Raw genomic sequence first — 26,006 nt, forward strand, 5'->3', positions numbered from 1 at the left:
TATCGACCAGAGGAGCAATTCTCATGTTCAAGACATCTGTCACCTCGACTTTTACGCCTTCCGAGACCGCGCAGTGCATTCGGCAGACCCTGCGGTCGCGCCATCGAGGTACCGACTTCCACCTGGTGTGCAGCCAGGGCAAGAACTACGGCTTCATGAGCTTGCAGTGGACGGGCGGGCCTTCGCGAGAGGAGGTCGAGCACACGCTGCGCCCGTACGTTCAGGAGCCCGCCGGCGGAGCCGATCGGCGATTCACCTGTAAGGGCATCGACCTGGTGCGCACTGACGAGCCAATCGCAGCCGAGGTGACTGCGCACCAGGACGGAATTCTCGTGCTGAGCGAGTCCGTGATGTTCCACGACGGGAATGGCAGCGTGATCACCGCCGCCGTCGACCACGACACCTCACCGGCACAAGTCGTGGTACGCATCGAGGGGGAGGAGCTCACCGTCGGACTCCCCACTGCAAGGGCACTGATCGCGGCGCTGACGGGAATGGTCAACACAGCCGAAATTGTCGGCTGCCTGACCTGACGTCGAGCCTTGCAGGGCAGACGGGGCAGGGGGCTGGCTGGGCCAGGCCCAGGCCGCTGCCTACGGCTATGCCAAGAAAATGGGCCGGCGCCTCTCCGCAAGGAGGGACGCCGGCCCGGTGTCAACACAGTGGAACCGGAACCACCCGGCACCAAAGTGAACGGCCAGCCTACCCGACCGTGCTAGTGCGACGAGCACATCTCACTCACCGGACTAACTAGGCTAATGTGACTAACTGCGCTAATCTTTTGGTTGTCAACGCAGGGTATGAACCACCGAGAACGGCGGAGCCATGACATGCAGATCCTCACGGTCGGCGGCCCGGCTGCGGTCGCCCGGGTCGGCGGCGCCCTGCACGACGACAGCACATCGACTTTCCGGCGGACGCCTGGTGTTGACAACGCAGGTTGAAGCCGCGGCAGTTGGCAGGCACGGCTGGGTGCGAGCCCAGGTATCGAGTCCTGCAGGCAGCTGCCGCGACAGCCGGCGCCTCGAGCGACTCTTCTTGGTTGGGGGAGTAGCACGAGGCGCCGGCGGCACCCCAACACACATCCACCCGAACGGAGATCCCGCGGCATGACTATCTACGCAATCGCGAACGGCAAGGGCGGAGTCGGCAAGTCCGTCACCGCGGCCGAGCTCGTGGCCGCGCTCCAGCGAGCTGGGCGCATCGCACTCGGCGTCGACCTGGACCAGCAGGGCAACCTCACCAAGCGGCTCGGAGTTAACGAGGCCACCGGCGGCATCCTCTACGACGCAGCCGACGTCATCCGCGGCGACGCAGGCCTGACCGAGGCCGCGATCGAAGCACCTGCGGTCGCCGGCGCACACCTGGTCGTCGGTAGTCACAAGATCGCCACCGTGACCCCGCAAGAGGTGCCCGACATGGTCACCGGTCTGCAGACGCTGATCCGCACCACCAGCCCGCTGCCCTGGGACGACGTCGTCCTGGACTGTCCGCCAAGCCTTGTGGGCACCACCCTGACGGCCCTGGCGGCCGCCGATGTGGTGATCGGTGTCAGTTCTTGTGAAGAGTCCTCGGTTGAGCAGGTGGACCGGCTCAACGAGATGATCAGTGGGGTGATCGCTCGCCGCATCCGCCCTGAAGCCGTCATCAACTGGATCGTGCCGACCATGTACACCAACACGCGCGAGGCGAAGCGCGGGTTGGAAGACCTGCAGATCAAGTGGGGGAGCAGCGTCACCACGCCAATCCGTCGCGCCACCGTCGTCAGCGAGGCATATCGCCATCACCAACCCGTCAGCCGCTACCGACCCGGCGCAGACGTCAGCACGGACTACATCGAGGCCCTAGGGCCCATTATCCGCCAGCACAGCACCTCCAGGAGCAACTGATGAGCGACCGCCAAGCGCGCAAGTACGGCGACATGAAGTACGACGGCATCGCGGATGCCCTAGGGCTGCCACCCGAACTCGCCACCGACACCGATAACAGCTCGGACGGAAGCGTGCCATCGACCGGGCCGGCGAAACGCACCCAAACCAGCTACGAAACCTCCGCCATCGAACACCAGCTGACGCGAGCGGCGTACCTGTACGACAAAGGCACCCAGCCCGCAATGGCTGATGCCTCGTTTCGCGACTGGAGAGGAATGGCGGTCGAAAAGCACGCCCAGCTACAACCCAAGCGACGCGAACAACTCGCGGCTGGCGCCAGCCGGATCGTCAACGACCTCGAGCAGCCCTACCTGGACGATCCGGCCCGCAGCAAGAAGAGCATCCGCTCTCTGCACCTGGACGACGCTCCCGCAATCGCCCTCGAGCGCGCACTGCAAGCCGACGCCAAGGCGGGCATCACCTCGGGAGCAAGCCGGTTCGTACGCGAGGCACTGCGCGTCGCAGTCGCCAACGTCAACGACAAGGCCGGAGGACTGAAGCCGGTCGAAGGAGCCCTGCGCGGGGGAGGGCCACGCAAGCGGACGGTGAACGCCAAGTAGTAGGCGTCCGTCAGGCCGAGAAAGCAACCGCGCTAACTCAGCTAATTCAGTCTGCCGACGTAGCTCGTGCCGTCAAGCCGCCGCGGCCGTTCCATCCACGAATGGGAACAGCCTGGCCGGTGTCTTGAGCACCGGCCAGGCCCCGGAATCGAGACAGGAGCTCGACCCATGCAGGAGATTACAAACGACGACGGACAAGGCAGGACCGGTGGTTCTTGGGCAGTTGTGGTGACCGCGATGTTGTTGGCCGGCTGCCAGTCCGGCACGGGCCCGACTGGCCACACAGTTGAACCCTTGATGCCCGGATCGAAGTCTTCCACGGCCTCTGCAAGTGGGGGAGTGCGGGCCAAGGTGACCGCCACGGTCGACGGCGATACCTTCCGAGCTGACGTCGACGGCCGATCGCAACGCGTTCGAGTCCTGGGGATCAACGCACCGGAAGTCCGACACGGCGAGGATCCGGAGCAATGTGGGGGAGAGGCTGCCCGGACCGCCCTGGATCGAATGATCTGGCGCCACACCGTCACATTGTCGACCGGCCCGGGCAGTGCCCGGGCAGATCAGTATGGCCGCCTGCTGCGGTACGTCTCCCTCGACGGGCGCGACGTCGGGCTGGCCATGATCGAGAAGGGCAGAGCCTCGGAGTACCACCCACGCTCCGTCTCGGCCGAGTCGCGCGAGCACGTCTACTCGGCGGCACAGCGAACCGCAGAACAAGCGAAACTCGGGCAATGGGCAGTCTGTGCCAGATCACAAGAAACGAAGCGATGAGCGCACTACGGTGCTCGACGCGATTGGGGTGATTGATGTGGCGCCGCATCTTTTTCGTCACCGGAGCAATGCGGATCAGCCCGGAGCCAGCCAAGAAGAAGTCTTGGCGAGCGTGAGGGACGTGATCGCGACCGAAGGCGAGCTGGACTTCGGGCTGCGAAATGGTGTCGCAGCGGACGTGGCCCACATGTGCTCGGAAGCACTTTGTGAAGTCGTCGGCGTAGTCGCCCCGCTCCCCCAGAGATTCCCCTTCGAGAGGCCTTTGGCCGGATCACGATTCCTCGAGGACCTGTCGTTTGTGCGGGTGCGCCTAGGCCGATCAGGAGCGGCACGTAAGAAGGCGCGGGTGCTGGAGGAAGCACGCAAACAACTCCTGCTGTCGTTGATGTTCCGGACGCATCAGCGGATACAGATCGTCGCGGACACGGCACAGGCGTTGACTGATCTCTTCGAAGCAGACAAGCTCTCCGTCGCGGCGCCTATTTCGGTCGCACGGACAAGTCTCGAGACTGGGCTGCTGCTCGATAAATCGCTCAGCGGCGGCGTCCCGGGAGAGCGGTTTGCACGTACGGCGGCCGCGGATCTGTGGGAGTACGAGCAATCACACAAAGCCTCTCTGGTGCTCTGGGACACGGAGGGTGCGGAGAAACCAGATGGTCCGTGGGAGAAGGCGACGATGACACCGGAGAAGGTGGAAGAGGCGTACGCCGCTGCCCGCAAAACCGCAACCGATGCGGGATTTCGAGCGGACGACGCCAAGAAGAGGAAGTTCGCCGGAAAACCGGCACCTGCCGGCGTAATGGTCGAAAACACCATCGCTCCCATTGAGCCCGGGACTACTGAACTGGCAAAGGCGGCGACACCGGTGCTACACGGAACGCCGTCCAGCCGGGTCAGCTTGCTCTGGGCGCTGTGCTCCGGTGCAACGCATGGGGCGTTGTGGCTGGCGGGCAGCGAACTGCATCGTTCTGCCACCACCCGAGAGTTCGCTGGCGCCGAGGTGATGACAGCGACCGAGGCTTGCATGACGGGCGCGATACTTACCGCGCGCGCGGTGGAGCGCTACTTCGGACTCGATCCGGTTGCTACTGCAGAACTCCAACGCATCATGCGACGGAACAGGATCCGGACGGGTCCACGGATAGTTCAGGCGTACCCCGCTTGGCTGCGCACCTTCATCTAGTAGCGCCGCGGGCACACATTGGATGTCGTAGTGCCCGGGCACAATCTCGTGATGCGCGTTGGTGAGTTGGTCGACTACTCGAACACGTGCGCCTTGGGCGCCGGTACAGAACACCGCGAATGGATGCGCGAGTGGATGGACCGGACGATGGGGTTTGCCGCCTGGGTCGAGGATCTGCGAATCGAGGTCGTCGACGACCGGGAGCTCGAGGAGCTGGTCACGTGGTCTAGCGACCGAGCCAGGTACGTCACTCGTGCCGAGTATTCAGCTCGCGCCGAGAGCGGACAGTTGCGGGAACGGTGGGCACCGGACTTGCTGCGAGTGACGCGACGCTACCGAGTGCTGCAAGGTCCTCGCGGCGAGTGTCCGCTACCGGATCAGCTGCCGCCCCGGTTGGCCTGAGTAGGGCCGTCAGACTGCGACGTTCTCGCAGGAGATCTCCTCGAGCTGGGTAGGAGTGCCGGCCTCTGAGATGGCACGTGTGACCAGGCCGCGCGCGACGCTCGAGGCGCCATAGGTGGGCAACGGGTCGAGCTCAACGACGAATCTGATCGTCCCGTCGATCATGCGCACATCCGCATACAGCCCCTGATCGCCGGCCATCGTGCGGACCGTGGACGCGACCTCGACGAGACGGGCCAGGTCCTCCGAACTGATCTCCGGCGTGCCGGCGTCGTCAGCGGGGGAGCGGTACGTCAAGGCGATGGCAGCAGTCACGGGCATATTCTGCTCTGGACCTGCTCACGTGGGGAGGACGAGGTCAATGACAGTCACCGTCAAGATCCGACCGGGCGCCCGCACCGAGGTGCGGGGTATGCCGTTCAACAAGGACGATCGAGGGAGCAATTACGAGCTCCTCGAAGACGCGATCGACGCGACCCGAAGAGGCCAGATCAAGTATTCCGGGGGAGCGTTTCGTGTTGCCAGGGATCACACCAGCCCGCTGATCGAGTTTCTCGCGCATCATTTCGGACGCGTGCACGTGGTTCAGTACGGCGGCTTGGATCGCTGTGTGGCGGCCTGCTGGGACGCCCGCCCCGAAACCGCCATGCTGTGCGAATGTTCCTGCGCCGGCGGCAACCACGGCACCGGCCGTCCCATCGGTCGAATCGTCGCAGAGACGCCCGTGGGCGCGTTCTCTGTCGCGTCAGCAGCGCCCCGTGAGTACGACGTCCGGGGATAGCTCCTCCTCGTCGTAGGACGCGTCACATATGAGGTGACATGTCGACGAGCCGGGCTCGAAGTTGCACATCTAATTCGTCGATCGTGGCCTGCGAGAACGAAGCGCTCTTCACTGTGAGTGCCTACCGCTCACGGCGACCCCCAACGGTCGCGGGCTGCTTGACGGGTGATGCCGGCGACTCGGCCGATCTCGGCCCACGACAGTCCGGCTGTACGTCCAGCGGCCACCTCGAGGTCGAGGGTTTGCTTGGCGGACGCGACACCGTCGAGTGCGGCCCGGATCGACCGGGCATGGTCTTCGGGTGCAATGTGGGCACGCCATTCGTCGATCAGGATCTCTTCGAGGTCCTGTCGATCGTCGAGGTCGACATCCTGCGAGTCCAGCGGCACGTAGACCAGGTGCTGGTCCAGGTCCTCGGCGTCGGGGGAGTAGACCCGTCGCCACAACGTCGGTGAGAACCACCGTTGGTCGTCCTTGAAGAGGCTCCAGGTCCCAACGATGTCTTCGCGGTCAGTGGTGCGCGCGTGGGCGCAGGTGACGCGCCAGCCGATCACCGCGGCCGCCGGCCGGATCTCATCGCCAGTGCCGACTCCGTACCCGGTAGCCGTCGACCGCCCATTGCCCGTCGCACCGTCGCCGAACACCGGCGCAACGTAGCCCTCATGCCAGGCGCTTTCGTCTATCCAGCCCATCAGGTGCCTCCATGCGTCAGTGCTTTGCAGATGAAGGGAGGGAGGTGCATCATGGCCCACGGTGGCATGCTTACCCTGACATTGCAATATCGCGCGACAAGTTCAACTTGTCATAATCTAAGTTATCGGTCATTTCATTACTGTTACAGTCTCTTGACGACTGGCAACGCTCCTGTCACGCTGGCAGCGTGACGAAACAGGAGAACTCGGCCGAGCTGCGGCCGGTGACGTGGACGTTGTCGGTGGTGATGGCCATGCGCGGCATTCGCAGCGCGAGCGAGCTGCGCCGCCGACTGGTCGACGTGATGGGCGACGAGGCGCCATCGGTCGAGCAAGTACGCCGCCTGACGTCCCGGACACCGGATCGCCTGACGTTGCGCACATTGGCCGGCCTGTGCGAAGTCCTTGAAGTCACACCCGGGGATCTGCTCATCCGATCTGACCTTGAACACGACGAGGCGTGGACGGTGGCGCCTTCGGCTGAGCCGGCGTTGGAGGTTGTGCGCAATCCTGATGCCGCATACATCCTCGCTGGCCACGACCTGATGCCCATCGACCCCAAGCGCCAGGCGCACCTGCGTTCCGCACGTGAGCGCGGCGCATACCTAGCGCGGAGCAACCAGCCGGGCGATCGCCCACTACGTCGACACACACCGGAAGGTCAACTGATGAACGACAGAGTTCTGCCCAGCCCGCGGAAAGCACACATGCGAGAAATTCAACCCGGTGTTGTCTTCTCAATCCCTGACGACGGTGACCTCGAACGGCCGTCCGTCGTCGTCGAGTTGCAGCCAATCGATGAGCGAGTCTGTTTCGTCCGAGTGCGAGACCTCGATGACCTCGACGCCGAAGATGAGCCGCGTAAACAGCACCAGCTGCGCAGTCAGCTCGATTTTCTGATCTATGACGTGACCCTAGAACACCACTTCTACAAGAACGTGTCGGACCAAACGCAGACGGTGCAGCTCGGTCGCCGCATCGAAGAGGCCGACCCGGGAGACGTTCTTCACTTCACCGACGCGGTGGCCAGGCCCGACCTCTTCAGCGAGGAGTTGTGGGAGCACAAGGCAGAACCCGTTGCAGTACGGAACGACCGATCTGACGAACCATGTTGAACGAGCGCCGGATCGGATCGCCCGAGGCCTTCGACAAGGCACTGTTGGGATCGGTCAATCTGTGGAATCAGATCGGTGGCCCGCATGGCATAACCCATGCTCACGTTGCCCGTGCCAGGGAGATCCAGCAGTTGCGCTGGTTGCTACGTGACCGCCCCTGGACCGCGGCCGAGGTGCTCGAAAAATGGCAATCCCTCAAACACCCGACGGAGAGGTCCGCGGTGTTGGCGTATGCCCCGCCGCTCGACCTATCCGCTGAAGTCTTCGAGGCGGCAGCGGCGCTGCTGCGCGCCGGAAGTCGCGATCGCGACGCCGAATGCATAGTGCGCGCCGGGACCGCCGAACTCCCACCGGAAGCTGATCAGCAGGCACGGACGGCCGCACGCGCTGTCATCGATACCTATGCGGCGCTGGAGCGGTCACGATCGAGCGCCGGTGTTGAGCCCGCCGCCACGGAACTGGCCACCGCGGCGATCGATGCCGCAGTCGGGCGTGTCCGTCGACTCCTGGCAGCACAGCAGGAGGATGCCATGCGCGAGCTGCAGGTGCAGGCGAAATACACCGCAACGTGGTCGACCGAACACACTGACCTGACGCTCTGACACCAAAGGGGCGGCGAACAGTGACGGACCCGGTCTCCAAAGACAGCGTGACGGCATTGGTTGCCGACCTGGCCCCTGCCGCGGCCGTGCAGTGGGATCCGGACAGTGTCGTCTCGTCGGCCATCATCACCAGGTCTGGACGTCAAGTGATCACTATCGGCGAACACCTTCTCGACGACCGCCGGCAAGCGCTCTTCTTCGCGGCGCACGAAGCCGGCCACATCACCCTGGGACACGGCACCTTCGCCCGACGAGCGTTGAACGTCACCGGCCTCCTGGTCGTCATGGCGGTCGCCGTCGGCCTCGTGCTCGTGACGACCCCATTTGCCGCGTGGACCCTCCCGACAGTTGCGCTAACTGAGCTAGTGATGCTGCACGTCTTTCTGCGGTTGCGGATCCGGCCGGCGGAATACGCCGCTGACGACTTCGCCGCGGTGCACGGATACTCGATCGTGCGTGTGCCAGAACCCGAGCCGTGGCATTGGTGGCACGAAATCTTTCCCACTCACCCATCGTGGCCGCGCCGGCAGCAACGAGCGGCACGCGAGAAGGGATGACCCCTACCGGGGCGCGATGCACGACGATCCCCCCGAATCGCGGGCCCGGCAGCTGCGGTCAAGAGGATCATCGGTAGCACCTTTTCCATACACCTCCCGGCAGTTTCGAATCGTCCACAAGGACGCCACGTTTCGTGGCCGTGCCAGCCGGTCGCGCCGAATGCTGTTGAACTCCAACACCATTCCGACGGAAGGCGCAAGAACTCATGGTTACGACGACACCGACCCCGACGGGCGAGATCCTCGAAACGCGCGACTGTGACCTCGTCGCCGGCGGACTGTCCTACCGGCTCGGCTGCCGCCGCGTGACCGGCTGGCTGACCCTGTCTCCAGACGCCTATGGATGGCCCACGGAACGCACCGGGCGACGAGTGGTGGTGCTGCCTGGTCTGCCCGCCGAGAAGGCGGATTGGGGAAACCGGGTGGCCGTGATCGACGGCTTCGTGGTTAACGGTGTGCCGATCGGCAATATCGCACCGATGGACACCGACGACGCCGCCCAGATCACCGATGGTGCGTACATCAGCGCGTGGAGTCACAACGTGCGGCGCAGCACCGACAACATGACCGGCAGGGCACCGGATGCCACCGCACGCTGCGTGGTCTCCCTCGCCGCGCACGCGGTCCGCGACTTCGCCTCCCGCGACGACTACGCCGACCGCGTTCGACGGGTCGAGGCAGCCCGAGCCCCGGACCGGATCAGCCGACTGTCCGGCGACTTGAACCTGGCCCGCGCCGAGCTGGCCGCCTGGCGCGAGCACCTCACGCGCATCACCGCGCTGATCCGAAGCCAGGAACAGATCCTCGGCGACGAGACCGTTGAGCCTGACTCGCGCGAGATCCCGCCTTGGCCGGACCGGCACGCGAACCTCGACCGGCGCCCCATCACCGGGCACACCCGCACCGGCCGCGACAGCGAGACCTACCTGCGACGATCCGGCCGCGTCGACTACACGCTGCTGCACGCCGAACGAGCCGACAGCTAGGAAGCACCACCATGCTCTCCCCCGATCCGAGCGTCGCCGGCTGCCGGCGAACGCGGAACAACGCACCATCTGCCTGTCATAGGCTGGCCGGTATGGCGACCATCGAGCACCCCTTGGACCGGGCCTGCTCCCTGCTGGCCGGCGTATCCCAGCAGCTGACCGCGCAAGGTGACTACGCCTCCACCTCCGCGGTCCTGCGGTGCCATGAGGTGATCGCTCTCCTCGAGGAGTGTGGTGCCCAGGGCGCCCAAGAGCCACACCAGCACAGCACCGCCGGCGCGACCGTCGACGCCGTCGCCCAGATCCTCGACGACATCCCGGCCGACGAACGCCCCGACAAACTAGGGGTGGCGCGGGCCGAACTGGCGGGACTGGCCCTAGCGATCAACGACAGCTCTGCGTCTAACTGAAAAGACGCCAATAAGAAGGGGATTGACGTTCGGTGGCTACTAGTGCGGACGACCTGCTGCAGCAGGCGCAGCGAGAGTTGTATGTCGCCACCCAAGAGCTGCCGACCCATTGGTACGGCCGCGGCGCGGCCGCCACGCAGGCCTTGCACGCCTACACCGCGGCCTGGCCGACACTCGCCCAGGCATACCTGCACGTCCTGCGACCCGAACTGTCCCCTGGCCACGAAAGCGTCTCCGCGTCCACGCAGTCCAATAAGCCCAACCACCTAGATGTGTTGCGCCGGCACCTGCAGAACATCGCGGCAGGCGATATCGAGGGCGTCGGCGACGCCGAACCCGAGCAGCACCTGATGCGGGTGGCCGAACTCACCACAGCAGCCGGCGACGCCCTTGCTGTCGTGCGCGGTACCCAACCCGGCGCCGGGCCGGCGTTCGGCACCATTGACCGTGCACTAGCCACCCTCGACCACGCGGCCCGTCTGACAGCGGTATACGCCGAAACCTCCACGGCTGGAATCAAATACAGCCATGTCGATGCGCGCCGATGGTTGTGGATCAGCGGGCACGCTCAAGCTGCCGCTGCCAGCCCGGACCCCACCGCCCGATCGTCCAGCACCGGCTCGACCCCGATCATTTCCTCCGATGACTCCAGCCTGGTAGCTGCTCTCGACCGGTGGCGCGGTGCAGCCAATGACGCACTGCAGCCGACCGATTCACCGACCGCCCGGCTGCCGCTGATCGCTGCCACCTTGGCAACAACCCACTCGGCCGCCGCGGCCCTTGGCATCAACGATGGCCCGCACCAAGCATTTGCTGACTCCTGGGGAGCTGCAGCGAACGCATGGCAGGGCGGCGCGATCCGCCTACCTGGACCCGACCACCTCGAGCTGCGAACGCACACCCGCAACCTGCGCTCGGCACTGGACGGACTCGTCCACCAGCACCAGTCCGGAAACGTCCCCCCGACAGCCGGCCAGGACCGTCACGCCCTCGCCTTCTTCCTGGAGCACCAGGCCCCCGCGATCGAGGCCGGCTATCGAGACCGCACCGTGCAGCTGGTGCAGTCCATGCGGCCGATCATCGCCGCACGCGCCCTCGCCCGTGCCACACCCGGTCCTACGCCCCCACGTCTTGCCAATGCCGCCCGCGCCGGTAAATGGATCCCGCTGCCGCCCAATTCGGCCCAGGCCCAGGACCTGCAGAAGACCACAATCGCGGCATCACGCACGCTCGCACGGCCCGAAGAACCGCTCCCCCAGCTCTCACGCGAGGAAATCGCGCAAGCCCGCCGGGATCGCCAGCCAGGCAGCGTCAAGAAATCGCGCGTGAACATGCAAGCAGTCCAGGATCAAATCGCAGCCCTCAGCGCTGGAGACACCGCCGCCGACCGGACCCAACAGACCGGCTCCCCCACACACAGCCGCAGCCGGTCGCAGGAACCTCGACACTGAGAAACCGTAGACAACCGTAGAAATGGCCTTGTTTTCTACGGTTGTCTACGGTGTGCTGTGAGCATGTTGGATAGCCCGTACGAACCCGGCCCAGGCGCTCGACCCTCCGTGGTGGTCGGCCGCACCCGACAACTCGACCGCGCCGGCGCGGTCCTAGCCCGCACCGCAGCGACGGGACGACCGGCCGCGTCCGCGGTGTGTTTCACCGGATCCCGAGGGACCGGCAAAACTGTCACCTTGGACCTGGTGCGCGACCGGGCCCGCGAGCTGGGATTCGTGACCAGCGAAGTGACCCGGTTCGACAAGACCTCCTCCAGCCCGCAACGCCTCGCCGCCGGTATCGCCGAAGGGGCGCAAGCGGCCGGGTTGGACCAGTCCTCCCGCTGGGACAGGTGGCGACAACGTCTGGCGCAGATGTCGGTCGAGGTGTCCGCCGGAATCGTGAAAGTCACCGGCCGACTACCGGAGGTCGGCGAAGATCCCGGTCAGCGAGACAGCCTGACGAATCTGCTGGTCGAGACCGCGGTCCTGGCCCGGGAAAGCAACCGCGCCGGTCTGGCTGTGTTCGTCGACGAGCTGCAGGAAGCCGGCTACCCCGACCCCGAACGCAGCGACCTGGTCGTGATCGCGAACGCCGTTCAGGACTCGCTGCGGCGCGATGCGCCAATCGCGTTCATGACCGCCGGCCTGCCGGACACCCCGGACCGGGTGATGGCTGCGGCCAGCTTCGCCGAACGGTTCGACTTCAACCAGCTGCCGATGCTTGCCCCTGACGAAGCGGAGATCGCGCTGCTGCAGCCGGCCGCCGAGCTCGGTGTCCGGTTCGACCCCGACGCGGCCGACAAGGTCCTGCGGGCTGCGGGTGGCTCACCGTTCTTGGTGCAGCTGTATGGCGATGAGCTGTGGCAGCGCGCAGCACCCGAACGGGGTGCAACACTGACCGGCGCCGAGGCCGAAGCAGCCATCCAGGACGCCAACACCAACCTGTCGACCGGAATGTTCCGCGGCCGGTGGGGAAAAGCGACCGACGCCGAGAAGACCGTCATGACCGCGATCGCGGCGGCGGCCGGCCCGGACGGTGTTGCCGCCACCAGTGACGTCACGGACCAGCTCGGCGCCAACGATCCTCGAGCATGGAGCCGGGTACGGGACCAGCTGATCGACAAGGGACTCGTCGAAGCACCCGCGCGAGGCCGCGTCGGATTCACCATGCCCGGGTTCGCTCAATACGTGCGAGACCACCACGGCCCAGACCTCGAGCGCGTTAACCGCACCGCTCGGCCACGGGTCGATATGCACGCGGTACAGGAACAGGTCGCCGGGCTACTCAACGCTGGCGACGAGCAAGGGTCGCGCCGCAACGACGATCCCCCATCACCGTCTTACCCCCGCGGCCCTCACCAATAGAGGATGGTCACCGACCTGCTCGAACCTCAGCCCGTTTCAGCATCGCTCTCGATCAGTGGACGGAGATGCTCGATCCTGGATGCCATCGACGGGTGAGTGCCGAAGAGGTCCTCCTGCCAGGTCCGATCCTCTGGCTCGTCCAACTCGCCCAGCACAGCATTCAGGAACGCTGCAAGTGGCTGCGCATAGCCGCACGCGGCCGCGAACTCATCGGCCCGGAACTCCTCGGCCTGGCTGCTTCGAGCGCTGAGGTAGCGCAACAACACGAACACGACTACTACCGCGACCAGCGCCAAGAGGATCAGCGGCCGGCTCACCGCCAATCCCAGCAGCACCATCAAACCGATGAAGGCCAGTCCACACTTGATCAGGACACCCGATACATCAGCGCTGGCATTGCGCCACATCGCGCCGAACCATCCTGCCGGTGCGCGTAACCAGAGCAGCATGACTCCGGCGCGGACACGCTGGCCGGCGTGGTGGCCCAACTCGTGCGCGATGAATGCCTCGGCCCATTCTGGGATCACTTCATCGTTCCTCCACATGTCCAGGAAGAGCGATGTCACCGCAACCGTCCGGCCGCCAATCGCCAGCGCGTTGAACTCCTCCGGATCATTGGTGCGGTAGAAGTCGAACTGTCGCAGATCCATGCCAGTTGCGTATGCGACCTCGGCCGCTACACGGCTGCTCAGCTGTTCCTCAAGTTCGACCGGCTCCCACCGCAGCATCCGTCGCACCAGCCACCGTTCACCAGATGGCCGCAGCATCAAGAACCCGCAGAGCACCCACACGATCACGCCAGCGGTAAACCACCACCACGGATAGGGCGCCGCCGCCGCGCCCGTCCAGGACGCGACAGCACCCGCCGCGAGCATTCCCACGAATCCGGACACGAACACTCCGACAACGATGTGTGGAAGGTTCGTGACGAACAGCAAAGCCGTAGCTGCTGCACGCGGCCGCCGCGGCGGTTCCCCTGACGTATTAGCCATCTTCCAAATCCCCTGTCTTCCGCTCCTACCCACAAGCCAGCATGCGCGATCGCATCGACTGATGGGCTCACCACAGCAACAGTTGTTGCTCGTCCAACGGGCTGACACCTAACGCAAGAACAGCGTCGAGGTCCTCGCCGTTCAGAATCGCGTGGCGGATCGCGCGCGCCCGGCCCGCGGCGCCACGGACGTCACGCAGCGGCGATCGAGGGTGCCAACGGCGGCGTAACCAGTCATCTCGGTTGGACTCCATCGTCGCCGGCGCCAGATGGGCTGGGTTCTGACAGCCGGCCTCATCGCACTCGTGCGCGAGCACTGGCACCTCAAGCAGGGCGCCCAGACCGTGCTCGAGCGCCCACGCGAACCGGTGCGCGATCACAACGACGTCACGCTGGCCGCCGCCCGCTGCTGGGAGTGATCCGACCCAGAAGCGTCCGTGGCCGTGCGGGTGGATGGCACCGAGCCAGTGCCAGCATCGCGATCGGGAACGTCGACCGACTTTGGCCTCGAACCGTTCTCGTGCGCGAGGATCGTCCAGTTTCGCCCTGATCAGAGCGAGCCGGGCCAACTGCGACTCCCCCGGCACCGGAACTGATTCCGGCACCGGGGACATCGGCAGGACGGCCTCACGCATCGTGATGTCCTCCTCCTTACGAGGCGACCTGCTCGGCCGGTTCCGCCTCGTCGGCCGGGACGTTTCCGCCTGCGGGCAGAGTCGCCGGCGCCTGTCCGGACGTGGCGTTGCGGTGCTGCTTGCGCAGCGCGCGGACCTCACCAGGCTCGATCCCCAGCAGCTCTGCCGCGTCGTCGACGCTCACGTTTTCTTCGCCGAGTGCGACCACCACGCTGGCCTGCTGCGCGCGAGCTTCCTCGACCGCCGCTTGCGCTTGGGCGATGGTGTCCTCCAGTTGGTACCACTCGGTCGCCTGTTCCTCGACACGCTTGTCACGAGCCTTACGGTCCGCGTCGAGCTTCGCCTTCGCGGCCCGGGCCCGCTGCCGTGCACTGACCGGACCGGTGTTCTTGGTTGCCATCGTTGTTCGCACCTTTCATTATTCGGAACTGAGAAGTCACGGTGTCCGGCCCGCCGTGTGATCGTTGCAGCGAGCACACCAGGGGCCGGGGACATCACATCCGCATCGTGGGGTCGTCCTGGGTGGGTTGGGTGTTCTCGAACGCGTACCGGTCGTGGTGGCCGGCGCCGACCGCATCCAGAGACGCGATCTGTTCCTGTACCTGCTGCATATCGACCGGCTGCCGGCCCGGGTCGGCGCGGTCTTGCCCCTGTCGGGCTACGGAACGGTCGTCGACCATGCCCAGGTTCACCACCTCGTCAGGGTCCGGCTCGTCCTCCTGGCCCTGCCCGCCGGATCCCGCCCGGTATGCAGCCCACGCTGCCCGGGTTGCGTCGCGACCGTCCTGCACGGGTGCACCTTCGAGGATTGCTCCCCGGTGTTGCTCGGCCAGTTCCGCGGCATACTCCCGATCGGGTTCGACGTACACCTCCCGGAGTCCGTCTTCGTCGTCCACCAGCTCCAACCCGCCGGCAATGCCCTCGTGGTCAGCGACCACGTCCTTAAACGCGGGCGAGGCCGTTGCCGCCGCCAGGTCACCGCCGTGCTCGATCACGAGGTCTGCAGCCTTCGGCCGATCCAGTCCAGGGTCGACCTGGGAGTGACTACCAACTGCCGCCTCGTAGGCGCGGGTGTCGGCTGCGTCCCACTGCTCGACCACGTCCTTCGCGTTGGCCACACGCTGGGCGTTGTCCTCGGGTCCGTCGCCGGCGACCCCGAACCGCATCGCTTCTGCCAACGGCATTTCACGCCGCGCTAGATCCCGGTAGGCCGGCAAGTTCTGTTCCTGCTCAGGGTGTGTCATCGTCTGCTCCTCTTGCTGCTGGCCTGGTTGGTCGGCTTCGTCTCCTGCCTTCCCCGGCGTCCACGTGAGCGATTCCCGCGCGGCCTGGCCCTGGTCGCGGTCGAACGCCTCGACCCGCTGGTCGGCGTCGATGTCACTGTCAGCGCCATAGGCGACCTGGCCGCGCTGCAGCTGGTGCGCAGCTTCCATCACCGCTTGGTTTGCGTCGGCCTCGCTGATGCCCAATGCGGCGGCCACCGCCGGCAGGTCACCGTCCGTGCTGCTGTTGGGGCCGATGACGCCTGCTCGCACCCGGTTGTCTGCGTCGACGTGCACTTGGACTCGGTCCCATCCGTGCGTGAAGTTCGCCAGTTCCACCGATGCGTCGTCGATCAATTCTCCGAACTGCAGAGATGTTGCGCCGATCCGAGCGTCAGCGACCGCGTCGATCTTTTCGTCGTTGAACGTCGATGCCGCGATGTCGTGCCGGTCGCTTGCTTCGCGCGCTAACGACGGTGGAGCGCCATCGGGGTCTATCAGCCCTCTGAGATACCGATTCGCCTCAAGTTCGCCGTCGAGCTCTGACCGCATGAGTTGTTCCTGTCCTGTCCTCGTTGATGGTTCCCAACGCGGTGTGACTGTGGTCTCGGCCGGGTCCACCATCGGTTCGCCAGTGCTCAACGCGACCTGACCTCGCTGCAGCTGGTGTGCTGCCTCGAGCACGGTCGCGTGAGCCTTCCCCTCGTCCACGCGCAGCGCCTCCGCCACCGACGCCAGGTCAGGGTCTGTGATGTATTCGTCGGCCAATGTGCTCAGGCCGACGTGTACTTCTCCGTCCCGTGCGACGCGCACGCTGACGTTCTCGGTGTCTGATTGGACCCTGGCGATGGAGGACCGTGGCACCAACACCACTTCGGACTGGTCCGGATCCGCACTCCACACCGGCGGGTATACGCCGACCTCATGCTCCGCCGTGCGCTCGATCGCCTTGTGGTGAAAGGCCATCCGGGCTGCGCCTTCGTCCGGTGCCGCTGTCTGTTCGTGCAGAGTCTGCCCGTCAACTCCCCACCGCTGGTAGATGTCAGCGTTCAGGACGTCTTCGGTCTGGGCCAGGCGCGTGTGCGCCTGCTCGGCGAGTTCGTAGTCGACTTGGGCTGATGGTCCGTGCCGTTCGGCCAGGCGCACCAAGTGATCATGTGATGCCTCGACCGCGGCGTGCGCATGCTGCCATGCCCGCCCGACCTCCGCAGGTGTCGCGATGTTCATACGGTCAGGGTTGAGGAACGGTTCGGCCTCTACCGCGTGGGTGCCGGCCGCGACCGGCAGGTGGTGCCGTTCTGCGAACGCGTGTGCTCGCCGCGAGGCTCGTGTGATCGCTTCCCAATCATCGGTCTCGCGGCCGATCCGTTCTTGACGTTCGACATCGCCGATCTCGTCCTCCATGAGCGACAGTGCGTCACCAGACATGGGTGCCGGTCGCGGTATCACCTGCTCGCGCAGCTGGCGGACCTGATCGCTGGCCAACACCGGTGGAAGCCGCGTCGCCTGAGCGGACGCCGGCAGCGCTTCATATTCGCGTGCGGCGCGCTCGAGCTGGTGCAACGCCCCAACCGTGCTCCCCTGTGCGTTGGCGGTAGCGCGCGCGATCGCCAATGGTGTCAGTTCGTTTGCGTCGGGATCAGCCAGCGGGCCGAGCTTGTCGACCATCGATCGCGCGGTATCGGCACGTTCCTTGCGGACGCCGGCACTGTCTCCGATGTATCCCAGCGTCAACGCGTCTGCCGGACTCAGTGCCCGCAGGTCTTCGTACGTTTCCAGTCGCATCGTGCACCACACCCCTCCTCAGAGGTTTCGTGGTGCTCTCATTCCCGCAACTAGTGAACCACGAGAGTGTGACTCCTGCGAAGACCTCAGATCGGAAACGTGGAAGTGACCTTGTCAGGAACGCACCTAACGCAACGACTAGACCACGACGAAGGTGAGTTGACGATCCGAATCGTCAGTTGTGCCAAGGACTCTCAGGTGGTCGTGGTGAATGGCAGCGGTTCTTGGAGGGACTCAGACTGTACGCACCTCTTGCACCCTCGGTGAGTTGGACAATCGTCCACGTTCGCGCGCCGTGCTCGACCCCACGCCGCGCCGTGTGGTTTCCTAGGTCTTGGGAATGAGAGCACCGCCCGTTCAGCGGGGGTGCGATCGATGGTTGACCACCGGATTTTCGGTGTCGTTGCGACCACGCCTGCCCACCGCCCCTCCCCTGTGCGTCGGGCAGGTGTGCGCTGATGGGAGCCTCACTCCACAAGCTGTCGGCCGGGTCCGGATACACGTATCTGACCAACCAGGTCGCCCGCCAGGACCTGACCAAGACGAACGGTCAGGTGCTGGCTGACTACTACTCCGAGAAGGGCGAACAGCCGGGCCAGTGGTGGGGCTCGGGCCTGCAAGGGTTGACCGGCCGGCACGGCATCGAGCCCGGCGACGTCGTCACCGAAGACCACATGAAAGCCCTGTTCGGGGAAGGCCTGCACCCCAACGCCGACCAGGTCACCGCCGACGCGATCGCCACCGGCATGGACGCCGAATCCGCCCTAAAGCAAGCCCAATTGGGCACACCGTTCACCGACCCAGACACGGCAACCAACCCGTTCCTGACCGGCGTCACCCGCGCCTACAACACGTGGTTGAAGGACAACGGTCTGCGCCGCAAAGACCCGATCCCGGACGATGTGCGCTCACAGATCCGCACCCGTGTCGGCCGCGAAACGTTCGCCGAGCAGTACGGCCGCGACCCGCTGGACGCGCGTGAATTGTCCGCGCACATCACCCGGTCCTCGCGCCCGGCGAAGACGACGGTGGCCGGGTACGACATGACATTCGCGGCGCCGAAGTCGTTCTCGGTGCTGTGGGCGGTGGCCGACGCCGACGAGCGAGCCAACCTGCAACGCATCCACGACGACGCAGTGACCGAGACTCTCGCCGAGCTCGAAACCGAGGGTGTGTTCACCCGGCGCGGCAAGGCCGGCGTCCGGCAAGTGCGCACCAATGGGTTGATGGCGACCCGGTTCACCCACCGCGACAGCCGCGACGGCGACCCGCATTTGCACACCCACGTCGCCGTCTCGAACAAGGTCCAAGACCCTACCGACGGCAAGTGGCTGACCCTCGACGGGCAGGTGATTCACAAACTGGTGGTGCCACTGTCCGAGGCGTATAACCAGCGGTTGGAGGCCAAGTCACGCGAGGCCGGCTATGCGTGGACCGAACGTCCCGGCAGCGCCCGCGACGGCAAACGCGGAGTCCGCGAAATCGTCGGTGTCCCGGTCGAACTGCAGGAAGCGTGGTCCTCCCGCAAGGCCGCGATCGCGACCAAGCTCGCGCAGCTGACGGCCGATTTCACGGCCGAGTATCACCGCCCGCCGACGACGAAAGAGGCGTACAAACTCTCCCGAGTCGCGCACGAAGCCACGAGGCAGGCCAAGGCCGAACCACGGTCGATGGCCCAGCAGCACGCCGAATGGTTGCCGTTCGCGCAGACGGTTTTGGACAGCCTCCCGACCCCGTTCGACGGCACGCCGGCGGACCTTCCCGCGCACGCGAAACAGGCCGGGGCGAAGCGCGAGCTGCCCGCTGCCGAGAAGGCCCGGGAGAAGTTGGTGCGCCGTGGCCAGCTCACCGAACACGGCGTGCGGGACCTGGCCGGTGAGGTCGTGACGACCATCACCGACTCCCGTGCCGTGTTCGACATGTCGCACGTGCGCTCGGCGACGGTCTACAAGCTGCGGCCGCTGGGCTTGAGCGAGGAAGGGTTCGCCACCGCGAAGAAACGCGTGATCGAGGCCGTCACCGGCACCGACGTGTCGATGCGGTTGGACGCCTACGACCCGGTCACCGAACCGGCCGACATGCGCGACGGAACCCGGTCGGTGTACCGCAAGAAGTTCTCCGAACAGTTCACCACCACAGCGGTTTTGGACGCCGAAGACTCCCTGCTGAGTGCGGCTCGCCGTACCGGCGCCCGCACCCTGGATCCGCGCACTGTCGAGATGGCGTTGCTGGAACATGCCGCCAACCACGACTTCGCACTTAACGCCGGACAGGCGCAACTGGTGCGAGACATGGCCACCTCCGACCGGTTCGTGCAGCTGGCGCTGGCACCGGCCGGGACCGGCAAGACAACCGCGATGTCGGTCCTGACTCGCGCCTGGCAGGACTCCGGCGGCACCGTGATCGGCCTCGCCCCCTCGGCCGCCGCCGCCGAAGTGTTGGGTGAGTCGATCGACACCGACGCCGACACGTTGGCCAAGCTCATCCACCACATCAACGGCGGCCCCGGCAAGACACCGGAGTGGATCAACCGGGTCGGACCGGACACGCTGGTGCTCGTCGACGAGGCCGGTATGGCCGGCACCGTCGACCTCGCGCGGGCCGTGGACTACGTAACCTCCCGCGGCGGAACCGTCCGGTTGATCGGTGACGACCAGCAGCTGGCCGCGGTCGCCGCCGGTGGTGTGCTGCGCAACATCGCCTCCGACGTCGGCGCCCTCACCTTGAGCGAAGTCGTCCGGTTCAACACTCCCGGCGAGGCTGCGGCCACCCTGGCATGGCGTGCCGGGGACACCGAAGCACTCGGGTTCTACCTCGACCGCGGCCGAGTCGTCGCCGGCGGCGAAGCAGACCTGCCCGACCAGGTGTTCACCCGATGGCAGCAGCACCGTGCAGGCGGCAAGGACGCGCTGATGATGGCGCGCGAACACCGCCTGGTCGACCAGCTCAACGTCCGCGCCCGCGAGGCACGCCTGACCGAACTCGCCACCGCCGGTGACCCGGTCGGACCGGCCGTGGCGTTGCGGAGCCAGTCCGAGCAGTCCATCGAGGCATCGGTCGGCGACACCATCGTGACCCGCAAGAACCAGCGCAAACTGCGCCTGGGTGGCACCAAGTTCGTCAAGAACGGTGACCGGTGGACCGTGCAGGAAGTGCGGTCGAACGGGTCGATCGTGGCGCAGCACACCAAACTCGGCCGCACCGTCACGTTGCCGGCCGAGTACGTGGCCAAACACGTCGACCTGGGGTATGCCGCCACCTTCCACGGCGCTCAAGGGCAGACCGTGACCGTCGGACTGCCGATCATCACCGACAAGGACGACCGCCAATCCACGTATGTCGGGATCACCCGCGGCACCGATGAGAACACCATGTTCGTCGCGACCGGTGGGGACGGCGACGAACACAACATGCTCACCCCCGGACACGTGGTGCCCCCGGTCGTGGTCGAGACCCTGGAGAAAGTCATCGGCCGCGACGGCGCCGCGATCAGCGCGACCACGATGCTGCGCGACGAGCACGACCCGGCCCACTTGCTCGCCCGATCGGCCGAACGGTACGCCGACGCCCTCGGACACGCCGCCGAGCAAGCCGCCGGCCCACAGCAGATCGAGGAACTGACCGAACAGGCCGAGAAGATCGTCCCCGGTGTCAGCAGCGCGCCCGCCTGGGAGACGTTGCGCGATCACTTGCTGCTACTGCATTTCGACGGCGCCGACCCCGCCGCCGCCCTCGCCGAAGCAGCCTCCAGCCGCCGGCTAGACGGCGCGAAAGACGTTGCCGCCGTGCTGGACTGGCGCCTCGACCCCTCCGGAACCCGCACCCGAACCGCCGGCCCGGTGCCGTGGATGCCCGGCGTCCCGGCCGCGTTAGCCGACCACCCGCAGTACGGGAAATGGCTGACCGCCCGCGCCGACCAGGTCGCCTCCGACGCCGACGCAGTCGCAGCCTCGGTGACCGACGTGACACCCGAGCAGGCCGACAAATGGCAGCTGCCGATCCTCGATGTGCCCGAACTGCACGGCAAGGTCGCCGTCTGGCGGGCCGTGCACCAGGTCCCGGCCACCGACACCACCCCCACCGGCCCGCCCCGGCTGTCGACCCGAGAACGCACCTACCAAGACCAGCTGACGACCGCGGTCCGCACCCATCACGGCGCGAACGCCCACGCCCCCGGCGCGGCCTACGTGACCCAGTTGCGCGACCTCGAGCCACGCGTCCTCTCCGATGGGCACTGGCCCATCGTCGGCGAGCACCTGGACCAAGCCGCAGCCGCCGGCCGTGACGTCCCCGCACTAATCAACACCGCGCTCGGCATCCCCGCGCACGGCAACGGACCCGTCGCTATGCCCCTGCCCGATGAGCACGTCGCGGCCGCCTTGTGGTCGCGGATCCTGCCGCAACTGGGGTCGACGACCGCCGCCGACGTCATCACCGGATCCGCTACGGGCCGGTTGCGCACCAACTGGGAAACCGCGCTCCGCGACGCACTACCGCAGCCCTTGCCCGACCGGGTCATGGCCGACCCGGCCTGGCCGACACTGGTCGCCACGGTCAACACCGTCGCCCGGCAGACCGGCACCAGCCCCGCCGACGTCGTGACCGCCGCCGCCGGCCTCATCTCCCCCGACGTCCTGCCCCAGCCCGGCCAAGACGACGGCACCGGCCGCATCCCCTTGCACGAACTCACCCACGTCCTCACCTGGCGCGTCGGCGACATCGCCGCCGCCGAAGACACCGAACAGGCCCCGGATCAGCATGTCGCCGAAGACGACTTCGCCGACTCCGAAATGCAAGCGTTCCTGACCGACCTGGCCGCCGAACACGATGCCGCACCCGACTCCCCTGCTGCCGGCGACGTTGACCCTGAGGCCGCCGTTGACGTGGAGCCCCCAGCGTCCGGGGTATACGACAACGGCACCTACCCGGATGAACTGCTCGACCAGCTCGCCCCGCCCGAGGACTACGACAACGACCAAGAGCACGTCGGCTACACGCCAGGGAAGTTCCCTGCGGATGCCCAGCTGCCGACCGTGCCGGAAACACCACCCACTGCGGTGGACACCAACGAGGTGTATGCCGCTGCGCCAGCATTTACCCCATCAGCCGCGCGATTGGAAGAACCGACCGCTGCCACCAGCCGCGAACGCGTCCTGGAGCTCAACGCCGAGGCCGCGCGCTTCTTCGCCGCGAAGTACGACGGATCACCCGCCCAAGACCATGTGCGATCCCGGTTCGGCACCGACCTGACCGAGACACCGTTCGCGGTCGGGTACGCCCCCGGCGGGTGGCGGGACTTGACCAACCACCTTCGCCGCACCATCAAAGCCACCGACACCGAGCTGGTCGACGCCAACCTCGCCGTGTGGAACAAACGCGAGCTGCTGATGGACACCTTCCGCGATCGCGCCATGGTCGGGATCCGCGACGAGGAAGGTCAGATCGTCGGATTCACCGGACGCGACCTGACCGGAGACTCCCCCGCCCGGCACAAGAACTCAGCGACTACGCCAGCGTTCCGTAAGGGGAACCAAGTGTTTGGGCTGTGGGAAGGACGACAGATGGCACGCGAGGCTGGCGCACCACGGCCGCCGGCCGTGGTGCGCGCCGAGGGTGCCTACGACGCCATCGCTCTCACCCTCGCCGGCCGCGACGCCGTCGGCCGCACCAACGACAGCATCGGCGTCTCTACCATGGGCACCGCGATGACCGAGTACCAGGCCGACCGCATCGCAGCGCACGCCCGCGACGGGGTCGTGTGGGCCGCGCTCGACCAAGACCGCAGCGGATACAAGGCCACCGCCGACACCATCACCGCCATGGCGCACCGGTGGGTCGAGGTCCGCGCCGTGACCATGCCGGCCAGCGTCAAAGACCCCGCCGAACTATGGGAGCAAGACGTCGATCTGATGCGAGTGCTGGCCGGCACCCTCGACACCGCCGACCGCGCGATCGTTCCCCTGGCATACGCCATCGCCGCAGGGAGGGCCGACGACCCGGAGCACCAGGCCACTCAGACCGTGCCCGAACGTGTCGGGCAGATCATCGCCGAACTGCCGACCAACACCTGGCCCAAGACGATCGAGAAAGCCACCGCCGAAATCGTCGCCGCTAACCCCGGTACTGACCCGGGTGTCGACATGCCCGCGCACACTCGCGAACAGTTGTGGCACTCCACCATCATCTCCGCAGTCGGCTGGACCGAACACCGCCTAACTCCCGGCGCTGCCCAGGCTGCCGCACGAGAGTTGGACCAGGTCGACGCCGACCTCACCGCCACGCCACAGCCCGTACGCGATTCCCACCGCATCGCCCGCGAAACCATGGCGCGCGTCCGTGACGACATCGACAAACTCTTGGGCAACACCCCAGGCAACGATGAAGACAAGGACGTCGATCTGGACCGCGGCCGCGACCACGACGGGCCCAGCCACATCATCACCCCGTGACGGCATCGAGATTCACGTCAGCGGCGGCAGCCAACAGCAAGGGCCTGGTGTTCCAATTGCGGATCGGCGGATTCAGGCGGTCGTTGCAACAGGGGGAGTTTCCGGGTCATGCAGTAGACGTTGCAGGGCTTCGGCCGGGGTGATGCCGCCAAGGGTCTTGCGGGGGCGGTCGTTGAGCTCGGTAGCAACCTCAAGCAGCCGCTCGGGTGAGTGGACCGACAGGTCGGTGCCCTTGGGGAAATACTGGCGCAGCAACCCGTTCGTGTTTTCATTCGATCCCCGCTGCCACGGGCTGTGCGGGTCACAGAAATAGATGGCCATCTTCGTGGCCAGAGTGATCTGCTGGTGCTGAGCCAACTCGCTGCCCTGATCCCAGGTCAACGACTTACGCAGGTGCTCCGGCAAGGTCTTGATCGCGGCCAACAGACCATCACGCACCGCGATCGCGCCGTGCCCATCGGGCAGGTGGACCAGCATCGTGAACCGGGTCTGGCGCTCGACCAGGGTGGCGATCGCCGAGCGGCAGTTCGATCCCAGGATTAAGTCGCCTTCCCAGTGGCCGGGTACGGCCCGGTCGGCGACCTCTGCAGGCCGGTCACTGATCATGATCATGTCCGGGATCTTGCCCGAAGGCCCCTTGACGGTGGAGCGCCGCGGGCGGCGCACCGCCCGCCCGGTGCGTAGGTGTTGATGCAGGTCAGCGCGTAAATGACCCCGGCCCTGCACGTACAACGCCTGATAGATCGTCTCGGGGCACACCCGCATCTCCGCACGGTCAAGGAACGTCCTGGCGAGGTGATCACTGACCTGTTCCGGACTCCACTTCACACACAGTTTGGTCTGGACCACCTGCGCCAACTCGGCGTGCTCGAACTTACTCGGCTTCGGGCGCCGGGCCCGTAGCTCGGCCCGCTGCTGTGCCGCGTACGGCGCGTACTTGCGCCGGCCCCGCGCGTCCGGTCGTGAACCGTTACGGGCCAGTTCACGACTGACCGTGCAGGCCGGGCGGCCGATCTGCCGGGCGATGGCCCGCACCCCGGTCCCGGCCAGGTGCAGATCAGCGATCCGCAACCGCTCGTCCAGGCTCAGGTACCGACCCGACGGCTCGGGCTTCTTACGCGGGATCCGCCCGCCCGTCGCTTGCCGCCACCGGCGGCCCGATACTCGATCCACGCCCACAGCATCACAGGCCGCCTGCAGGGTCGACCCCGCAGCCATCAGCACCCAGAACCGGGCCTTCTTCTCACGAATTTCCTTCTTCGACCACACTTCGCGACACCTCACAAACAAAGGGGTGTTGCAACGACCGATTGAGCCCGCCATCGCTCTACGGGACAGCACGGCCGACGTGGCCTACTCGCCTTAGGCGAGTGCGAGGAACAGTTTCTCCAGTTTCTTGGTGTCCACGCTTTCGCGGCCGCTTTCGGCGATGCACTGTTCGAGTCCCGTCGCCACAAGGGCATACCCGCCGCGGCTGATGGCTTTGTTCACCGCGGCCAACTGGGTGAGTGCGTCTTCGCATTCTGCGCCGTCCTGCAGCATCCGAATGACGGAGGCCAGGTGTCCGTTGGCGCGTTTGAGGCGGGTGATGATCGCGGTGATCTCATCAGGCTCGAGTTGCATCGCGGTCCTTCTGGTCGTTGGTCAGTGCATCCATCATCATGGACAGCCGCGCTCGTGCCTCGCCGGCGACGTCATCGAGCACTGGGCTGAACTCGGTCATGACGACAGGGTCGAAGACCTCGACGACACTGCCGGAACCCTCTGCGCTGACCACGACATTGCAGGGCAGCAGCGTGGCGACCCGTGGGTCGGCGATGAGTGCCTGGTGAGCCAGTTCCGGGCGGCACGCGCCCAGGATGATGCGTGGTGCGACCAGGACGCCGAGCTTGGCCTGCAGCGTGGCAGCCAGGTCGATCTCGGTCAGGACGCCGAATCCGGCGTCGGCGAGCAGTTCGCGCACCCGGGCCACCGTCAGGTCGTAGCCCTGCTCGACGGTCACCCGCATTGTGAAGGCTTTCATGCTCATCTCTCCT

The 26,006-nt window shown here is 66.2% G+C and carries 24 protein-coding genes; 15 read left to right on the top strand and 9 right to left on the bottom strand.

Going from position 1 to position 26,006, the window contains the following annotated elements:
* Window positions 1–23 precede the first annotated feature (23 nt).
* From ACZ50J_RS22620 to ACZ50J_RS22645, 6 genes are all read left to right on the top strand, one after another.
* Window positions 24–533, top strand: a complete 510-nt coding sequence (locus ACZ50J_RS22620; RefSeq protein WP_464301606.1) for an LPD29 domain-containing protein — start codon at window positions 24–26, stop codon at window positions 531–533.
* Between the two features lie 576 nt (window positions 534–1,109).
* Window positions 1,110–1,889: a ParA family protein gene (locus ACZ50J_RS22625; RefSeq protein ID WP_464301607.1), complete on the top strand. Its 780-nt coding sequence runs from the start codon at window positions 1,110–1,112 to the stop codon at window positions 1,887–1,889.
* The gene (locus ACZ50J_RS22630; protein WP_464301608.1) at window positions 1,889–2,491 is read left to right on the top strand and encodes a hypothetical protein; all 603 of its coding nucleotides are present in this window, start codon (window positions 1,889–1,891) and stop codon (window positions 2,489–2,491) included. Before ACZ50J_RS22625 ends, ACZ50J_RS22630 begins: the two co-directional genes overlap by 1 nt.
* A 297-nt stretch (window positions 2,492–2,788) precedes the next feature.
* Entirely contained in the window at window positions 2,789–3,262 is a 474-nt protein-coding gene (locus tag ACZ50J_RS22635; protein WP_464301609.1) for a thermonuclease family protein, read from the top strand.
* Window positions 3,234–4,445 (top strand): hypothetical protein, encoded by a 1,212-nt coding sequence (locus tag ACZ50J_RS22640; RefSeq protein WP_464301610.1) that lies wholly within the window; start codon window positions 3,234–3,236, stop codon window positions 4,443–4,445. Before ACZ50J_RS22635 ends, ACZ50J_RS22640 begins: the two co-directional genes overlap by 29 nt.
* Window positions 4,446–4,496: 51 nt before the next feature.
* Window positions 4,497–4,847: a hypothetical protein gene (locus ACZ50J_RS22645; RefSeq protein ID WP_464301611.1), complete on the top strand. Its 351-nt coding sequence runs from the start codon at window positions 4,497–4,499 to the stop codon at window positions 4,845–4,847.
* 9 nt (window positions 4,848–4,856) lie between these two features.
* Here ACZ50J_RS22645 and ACZ50J_RS22650 read toward each other — a convergent pair whose 3' ends face one another.
* Entirely contained in the window at window positions 4,857–5,162 is a 306-nt protein-coding gene (locus ACZ50J_RS22650; protein WP_464301612.1) for a hypothetical protein, read from the bottom strand.
* Between the two features lie 46 nt (window positions 5,163–5,208).
* Between ACZ50J_RS22650 and ACZ50J_RS22655 the strand changes: the two genes are divergently transcribed.
* A complete protein-coding gene (locus tag ACZ50J_RS22655; RefSeq protein WP_464301613.1) occupies window positions 5,209–5,628 on the top strand; it encodes a hypothetical protein in 420 nt (139 codons plus the stop codon).
* A 128-nt stretch (window positions 5,629–5,756) separates the two neighbouring features.
* Here the strand turns inward: ACZ50J_RS22655 and ACZ50J_RS22660 are convergent, their stop codons facing one another.
* Window positions 5,757–6,320: a hypothetical protein gene (locus ACZ50J_RS22660; protein ID WP_464301614.1), complete on the bottom strand. Its 564-nt coding sequence runs from the start codon at window positions 6,318–6,320 to the stop codon at window positions 5,757–5,759.
* Window positions 6,321–6,544: 224 nt separating this feature from the next.
* Here ACZ50J_RS22660 and ACZ50J_RS22665 point away from each other — a divergent pair, with 224 nt between their 5' ends.
* The 7 genes from ACZ50J_RS22665 (at window position 6,545) to ACZ50J_RS22695 (ending at window position 12,848) form a co-directional block, all read left to right on the top strand.
* Window positions 6,545–7,435: a helix-turn-helix domain-containing protein gene (locus ACZ50J_RS22665; protein WP_464301615.1), complete on the top strand. Its 891-nt coding sequence runs from the start codon at window positions 6,545–6,547 to the stop codon at window positions 7,433–7,435.
* Window positions 7,429–8,037, top strand: a complete 609-nt coding sequence (locus tag ACZ50J_RS22670) for a hypothetical protein (RefSeq protein WP_464301616.1) — start codon at window positions 7,429–7,431, stop codon at window positions 8,035–8,037. The genes ACZ50J_RS22665 and ACZ50J_RS22670 overlap by 7 nt, the downstream gene beginning before the upstream one ends.
* Window positions 8,038–8,057: 20 nt before the next feature.
* Window positions 8,058–8,594 (top strand): M48 family metalloprotease, encoded by a 537-nt coding sequence (locus ACZ50J_RS22675; RefSeq protein WP_464301617.1) that lies wholly within the window; start codon window positions 8,058–8,060, stop codon window positions 8,592–8,594.
* Window positions 8,595–8,800: 206 nt separating this feature from the next.
* Complete coding sequence (locus tag ACZ50J_RS22680) at window positions 8,801–9,580, top strand: hypothetical protein (protein ID WP_464301618.1); 780 nt, start codon at window positions 8,801–8,803, stop codon at window positions 9,578–9,580.
* 92 nt (window positions 9,581–9,672) lie between these two features.
* Window positions 9,673–9,990, top strand: coding sequence for a hypothetical protein (locus ACZ50J_RS22685; RefSeq protein WP_464301619.1), 318 nt, complete (start codon window positions 9,673–9,675; stop codon window positions 9,988–9,990).
* A gap of 32 nt (window positions 9,991–10,022) precedes the next feature.
* Entirely contained in the window at window positions 10,023–11,441 is a 1,419-nt protein-coding gene (locus ACZ50J_RS22690; protein WP_464301620.1) for a hypothetical protein, read from the top strand.
* Between the two features lie 63 nt (window positions 11,442–11,504).
* A complete protein-coding gene (locus ACZ50J_RS22695; protein WP_464301621.1) occupies window positions 11,505–12,848 on the top strand; it encodes an ATP-binding protein in 1,344 nt (447 codons plus the stop codon).
* Between the two features lie 26 nt (window positions 12,849–12,874).
* Here the strand turns inward: ACZ50J_RS22695 and ACZ50J_RS22700 are convergent, their stop codons facing one another.
* The 4 genes from ACZ50J_RS22700 to ACZ50J_RS22715 all read right to left on the bottom strand — a co-directional run bounded on the left by ACZ50J_RS22700 (window position 12,875) and on the right by ACZ50J_RS22715 (window position 17,521).
* Entirely contained in the window at window positions 12,875–13,741 is an 867-nt protein-coding gene (locus tag ACZ50J_RS22700; protein WP_464301622.1) for a M48 family metalloprotease, read from the bottom strand.
* A gap of 166 nt (window positions 13,742–13,907) precedes the next feature.
* On the bottom strand, window positions 13,908–14,474 hold the full coding sequence (locus ACZ50J_RS22705) for a hypothetical protein (protein ID WP_464301623.1): 567 nt from the start codon (window positions 14,472–14,474) through the stop codon (window positions 13,908–13,910).
* A gap of 16 nt (window positions 14,475–14,490) precedes the next feature.
* Window positions 14,491–14,874, bottom strand: coding sequence for a hypothetical protein (locus ACZ50J_RS22710; RefSeq protein ID WP_464301624.1), 384 nt, complete (start codon window positions 14,872–14,874; stop codon window positions 14,491–14,493).
* Window positions 14,875–14,968: 94 nt separating this feature from the next.
* Window positions 14,969–17,521 (bottom strand): hypothetical protein, encoded by a 2,553-nt coding sequence (locus tag ACZ50J_RS22715; RefSeq protein WP_464301625.1) that lies wholly within the window; start codon window positions 17,519–17,521, stop codon window positions 14,969–14,971.
* Between the two features lie 458 nt (window positions 17,522–17,979).
* Between ACZ50J_RS22715 and mobF the strand changes: the two genes are divergently transcribed.
* On the top strand, window positions 17,980–23,970 hold the full coding sequence (gene mobF / locus ACZ50J_RS22720) for a MobF family relaxase (RefSeq protein WP_464301626.1): 5,991 nt from the start codon (window positions 17,980–17,982) through the stop codon (window positions 23,968–23,970).
* 72 nt (window positions 23,971–24,042) lie between these two features.
* Here the strand turns inward: mobF and ACZ50J_RS22725 are convergent, their stop codons facing one another.
* The 3 genes from ACZ50J_RS22725 to ACZ50J_RS22735 all read right to left on the bottom strand — a co-directional run bounded on the left by ACZ50J_RS22725 (window position 24,043) and on the right by ACZ50J_RS22735 (window position 25,993).
* A complete protein-coding gene (locus ACZ50J_RS22725) occupies window positions 24,043–25,188 on the bottom strand; it encodes an IS30 family transposase (protein ID WP_464301635.1) in 1,146 nt (381 codons plus the stop codon).
* Between the two features lie 144 nt (window positions 25,189–25,332).
* The gene (locus ACZ50J_RS22730; protein ID WP_464301627.1) at window positions 25,333–25,593 is read right to left on the bottom strand and encodes a metal-sensitive transcriptional regulator; all 261 of its coding nucleotides are present in this window, start codon (window positions 25,591–25,593) and stop codon (window positions 25,333–25,335) included.
* The gene (locus ACZ50J_RS22735; protein ID WP_464301628.1) at window positions 25,577–25,993 is read right to left on the bottom strand and encodes a DUF302 domain-containing protein; all 417 of its coding nucleotides are present in this window, start codon (window positions 25,991–25,993) and stop codon (window positions 25,577–25,579) included. The genes ACZ50J_RS22730 and ACZ50J_RS22735 overlap by 17 nt, the downstream gene beginning before the upstream one ends.
* Window positions 25,994–26,006: the final 13 nt, after the last annotated feature.

The sequence above is a fragment of the Flexivirga sp. G2 genome (assembly GCF_055397625.1).

What these genes read in the sequence shown, in the direction of transcription:
- ACZ50J_RS22620 (WP_464301606.1), top strand. Translation starts at nt 24, where the DNA reads ATGTTCAAGACATCTGTCACCTCGACTTTTACGCCTTCCGAGACCGCG.
- ACZ50J_RS22625 (WP_464301607.1), top strand. Translation starts at nt 1,110, where the DNA reads ATGACTATCTACGCAATCGCGAACGGCAAGGGCGGAGTCGGCAAGTCC.
- ACZ50J_RS22630 (WP_464301608.1), top strand. Translation starts at nt 1,889, where the DNA reads ATGAGCGACCGCCAAGCGCGCAAGTACGGCGACATGAAGTACGACGGC.
- ACZ50J_RS22635 (WP_464301609.1), top strand. Translation starts at nt 2,789, where the DNA reads ATGCCCGGATCGAAGTCTTCCACGGCCTCTGCAAGTGGGGGAGTGCGG.
- ACZ50J_RS22645 (WP_464301611.1), top strand. Translation starts at nt 4,497, where the DNA reads ATGCGCGTTGGTGAGTTGGTCGACTACTCGAACACGTGCGCCTTGGGC.
- ACZ50J_RS22655 (WP_464301613.1), top strand. Translation starts at nt 5,209, where the DNA reads ATGACAGTCACCGTCAAGATCCGACCGGGCGCCCGCACCGAGGTGCGG.
- ACZ50J_RS22660 (WP_464301614.1), bottom strand. Translation starts at nt 6,320, where the DNA reads ATGGGCTGGATAGACGAAAGCGCCTGGCATGAGGGCTACGTTGCGCCG.
- ACZ50J_RS22670 (WP_464301616.1), top strand. Translation starts at nt 7,429, where the DNA reads ATGTTGAACGAGCGCCGGATCGGATCGCCCGAGGCCTTCGACAAGGCA.
- ACZ50J_RS22680 (WP_464301618.1), top strand. Translation starts at nt 8,801, where the DNA reads ATGGTTACGACGACACCGACCCCGACGGGCGAGATCCTCGAAACGCGC.
- ACZ50J_RS22685 (WP_464301619.1), top strand. Translation starts at nt 9,673, where the DNA reads ATGGCGACCATCGAGCACCCCTTGGACCGGGCCTGCTCCCTGCTGGCC.
- ACZ50J_RS22695 (WP_464301621.1), top strand. Translation starts at nt 11,505, where the DNA reads ATGTTGGATAGCCCGTACGAACCCGGCCCAGGCGCTCGACCCTCCGTG.
- ACZ50J_RS22705 (WP_464301623.1), bottom strand. Translation starts at nt 14,474, where the DNA reads ATGCGTGAGGCCGTCCTGCCGATGTCCCCGGTGCCGGAATCAGTTCCG.
- ACZ50J_RS22710 (WP_464301624.1), bottom strand. Translation starts at nt 14,874, where the DNA reads ATGGCAACCAAGAACACCGGTCCGGTCAGTGCACGGCAGCGGGCCCGG.
- ACZ50J_RS22715 (WP_464301625.1), bottom strand. Translation starts at nt 17,521, where the DNA reads ATGCGACTGGAAACGTACGAAGACCTGCGGGCACTGAGTCCGGCAGAC.
- mobF (WP_464301626.1), top strand. Translation starts at nt 17,980, where the DNA reads ATGGGAGCCTCACTCCACAAGCTGTCGGCCGGGTCCGGATACACGTAT.
- ACZ50J_RS22725 (WP_464301635.1), bottom strand. Translation starts at nt 25,188, where the DNA reads ATGGCTGCGGGGTCGACCCTGCAGGCGGCCTGTGATGCTGTGGGCGTG.
- ACZ50J_RS22730 (WP_464301627.1), bottom strand. Translation starts at nt 25,593, where the DNA reads ATGCAACTCGAGCCTGATGAGATCACCGCGATCATCACCCGCCTCAAA.
- ACZ50J_RS22735 (WP_464301628.1), bottom strand. Translation starts at nt 25,993, where the DNA reads ATGAAAGCCTTCACAATGCGGGTGACCGTCGAGCAGGGCTACGACCTG.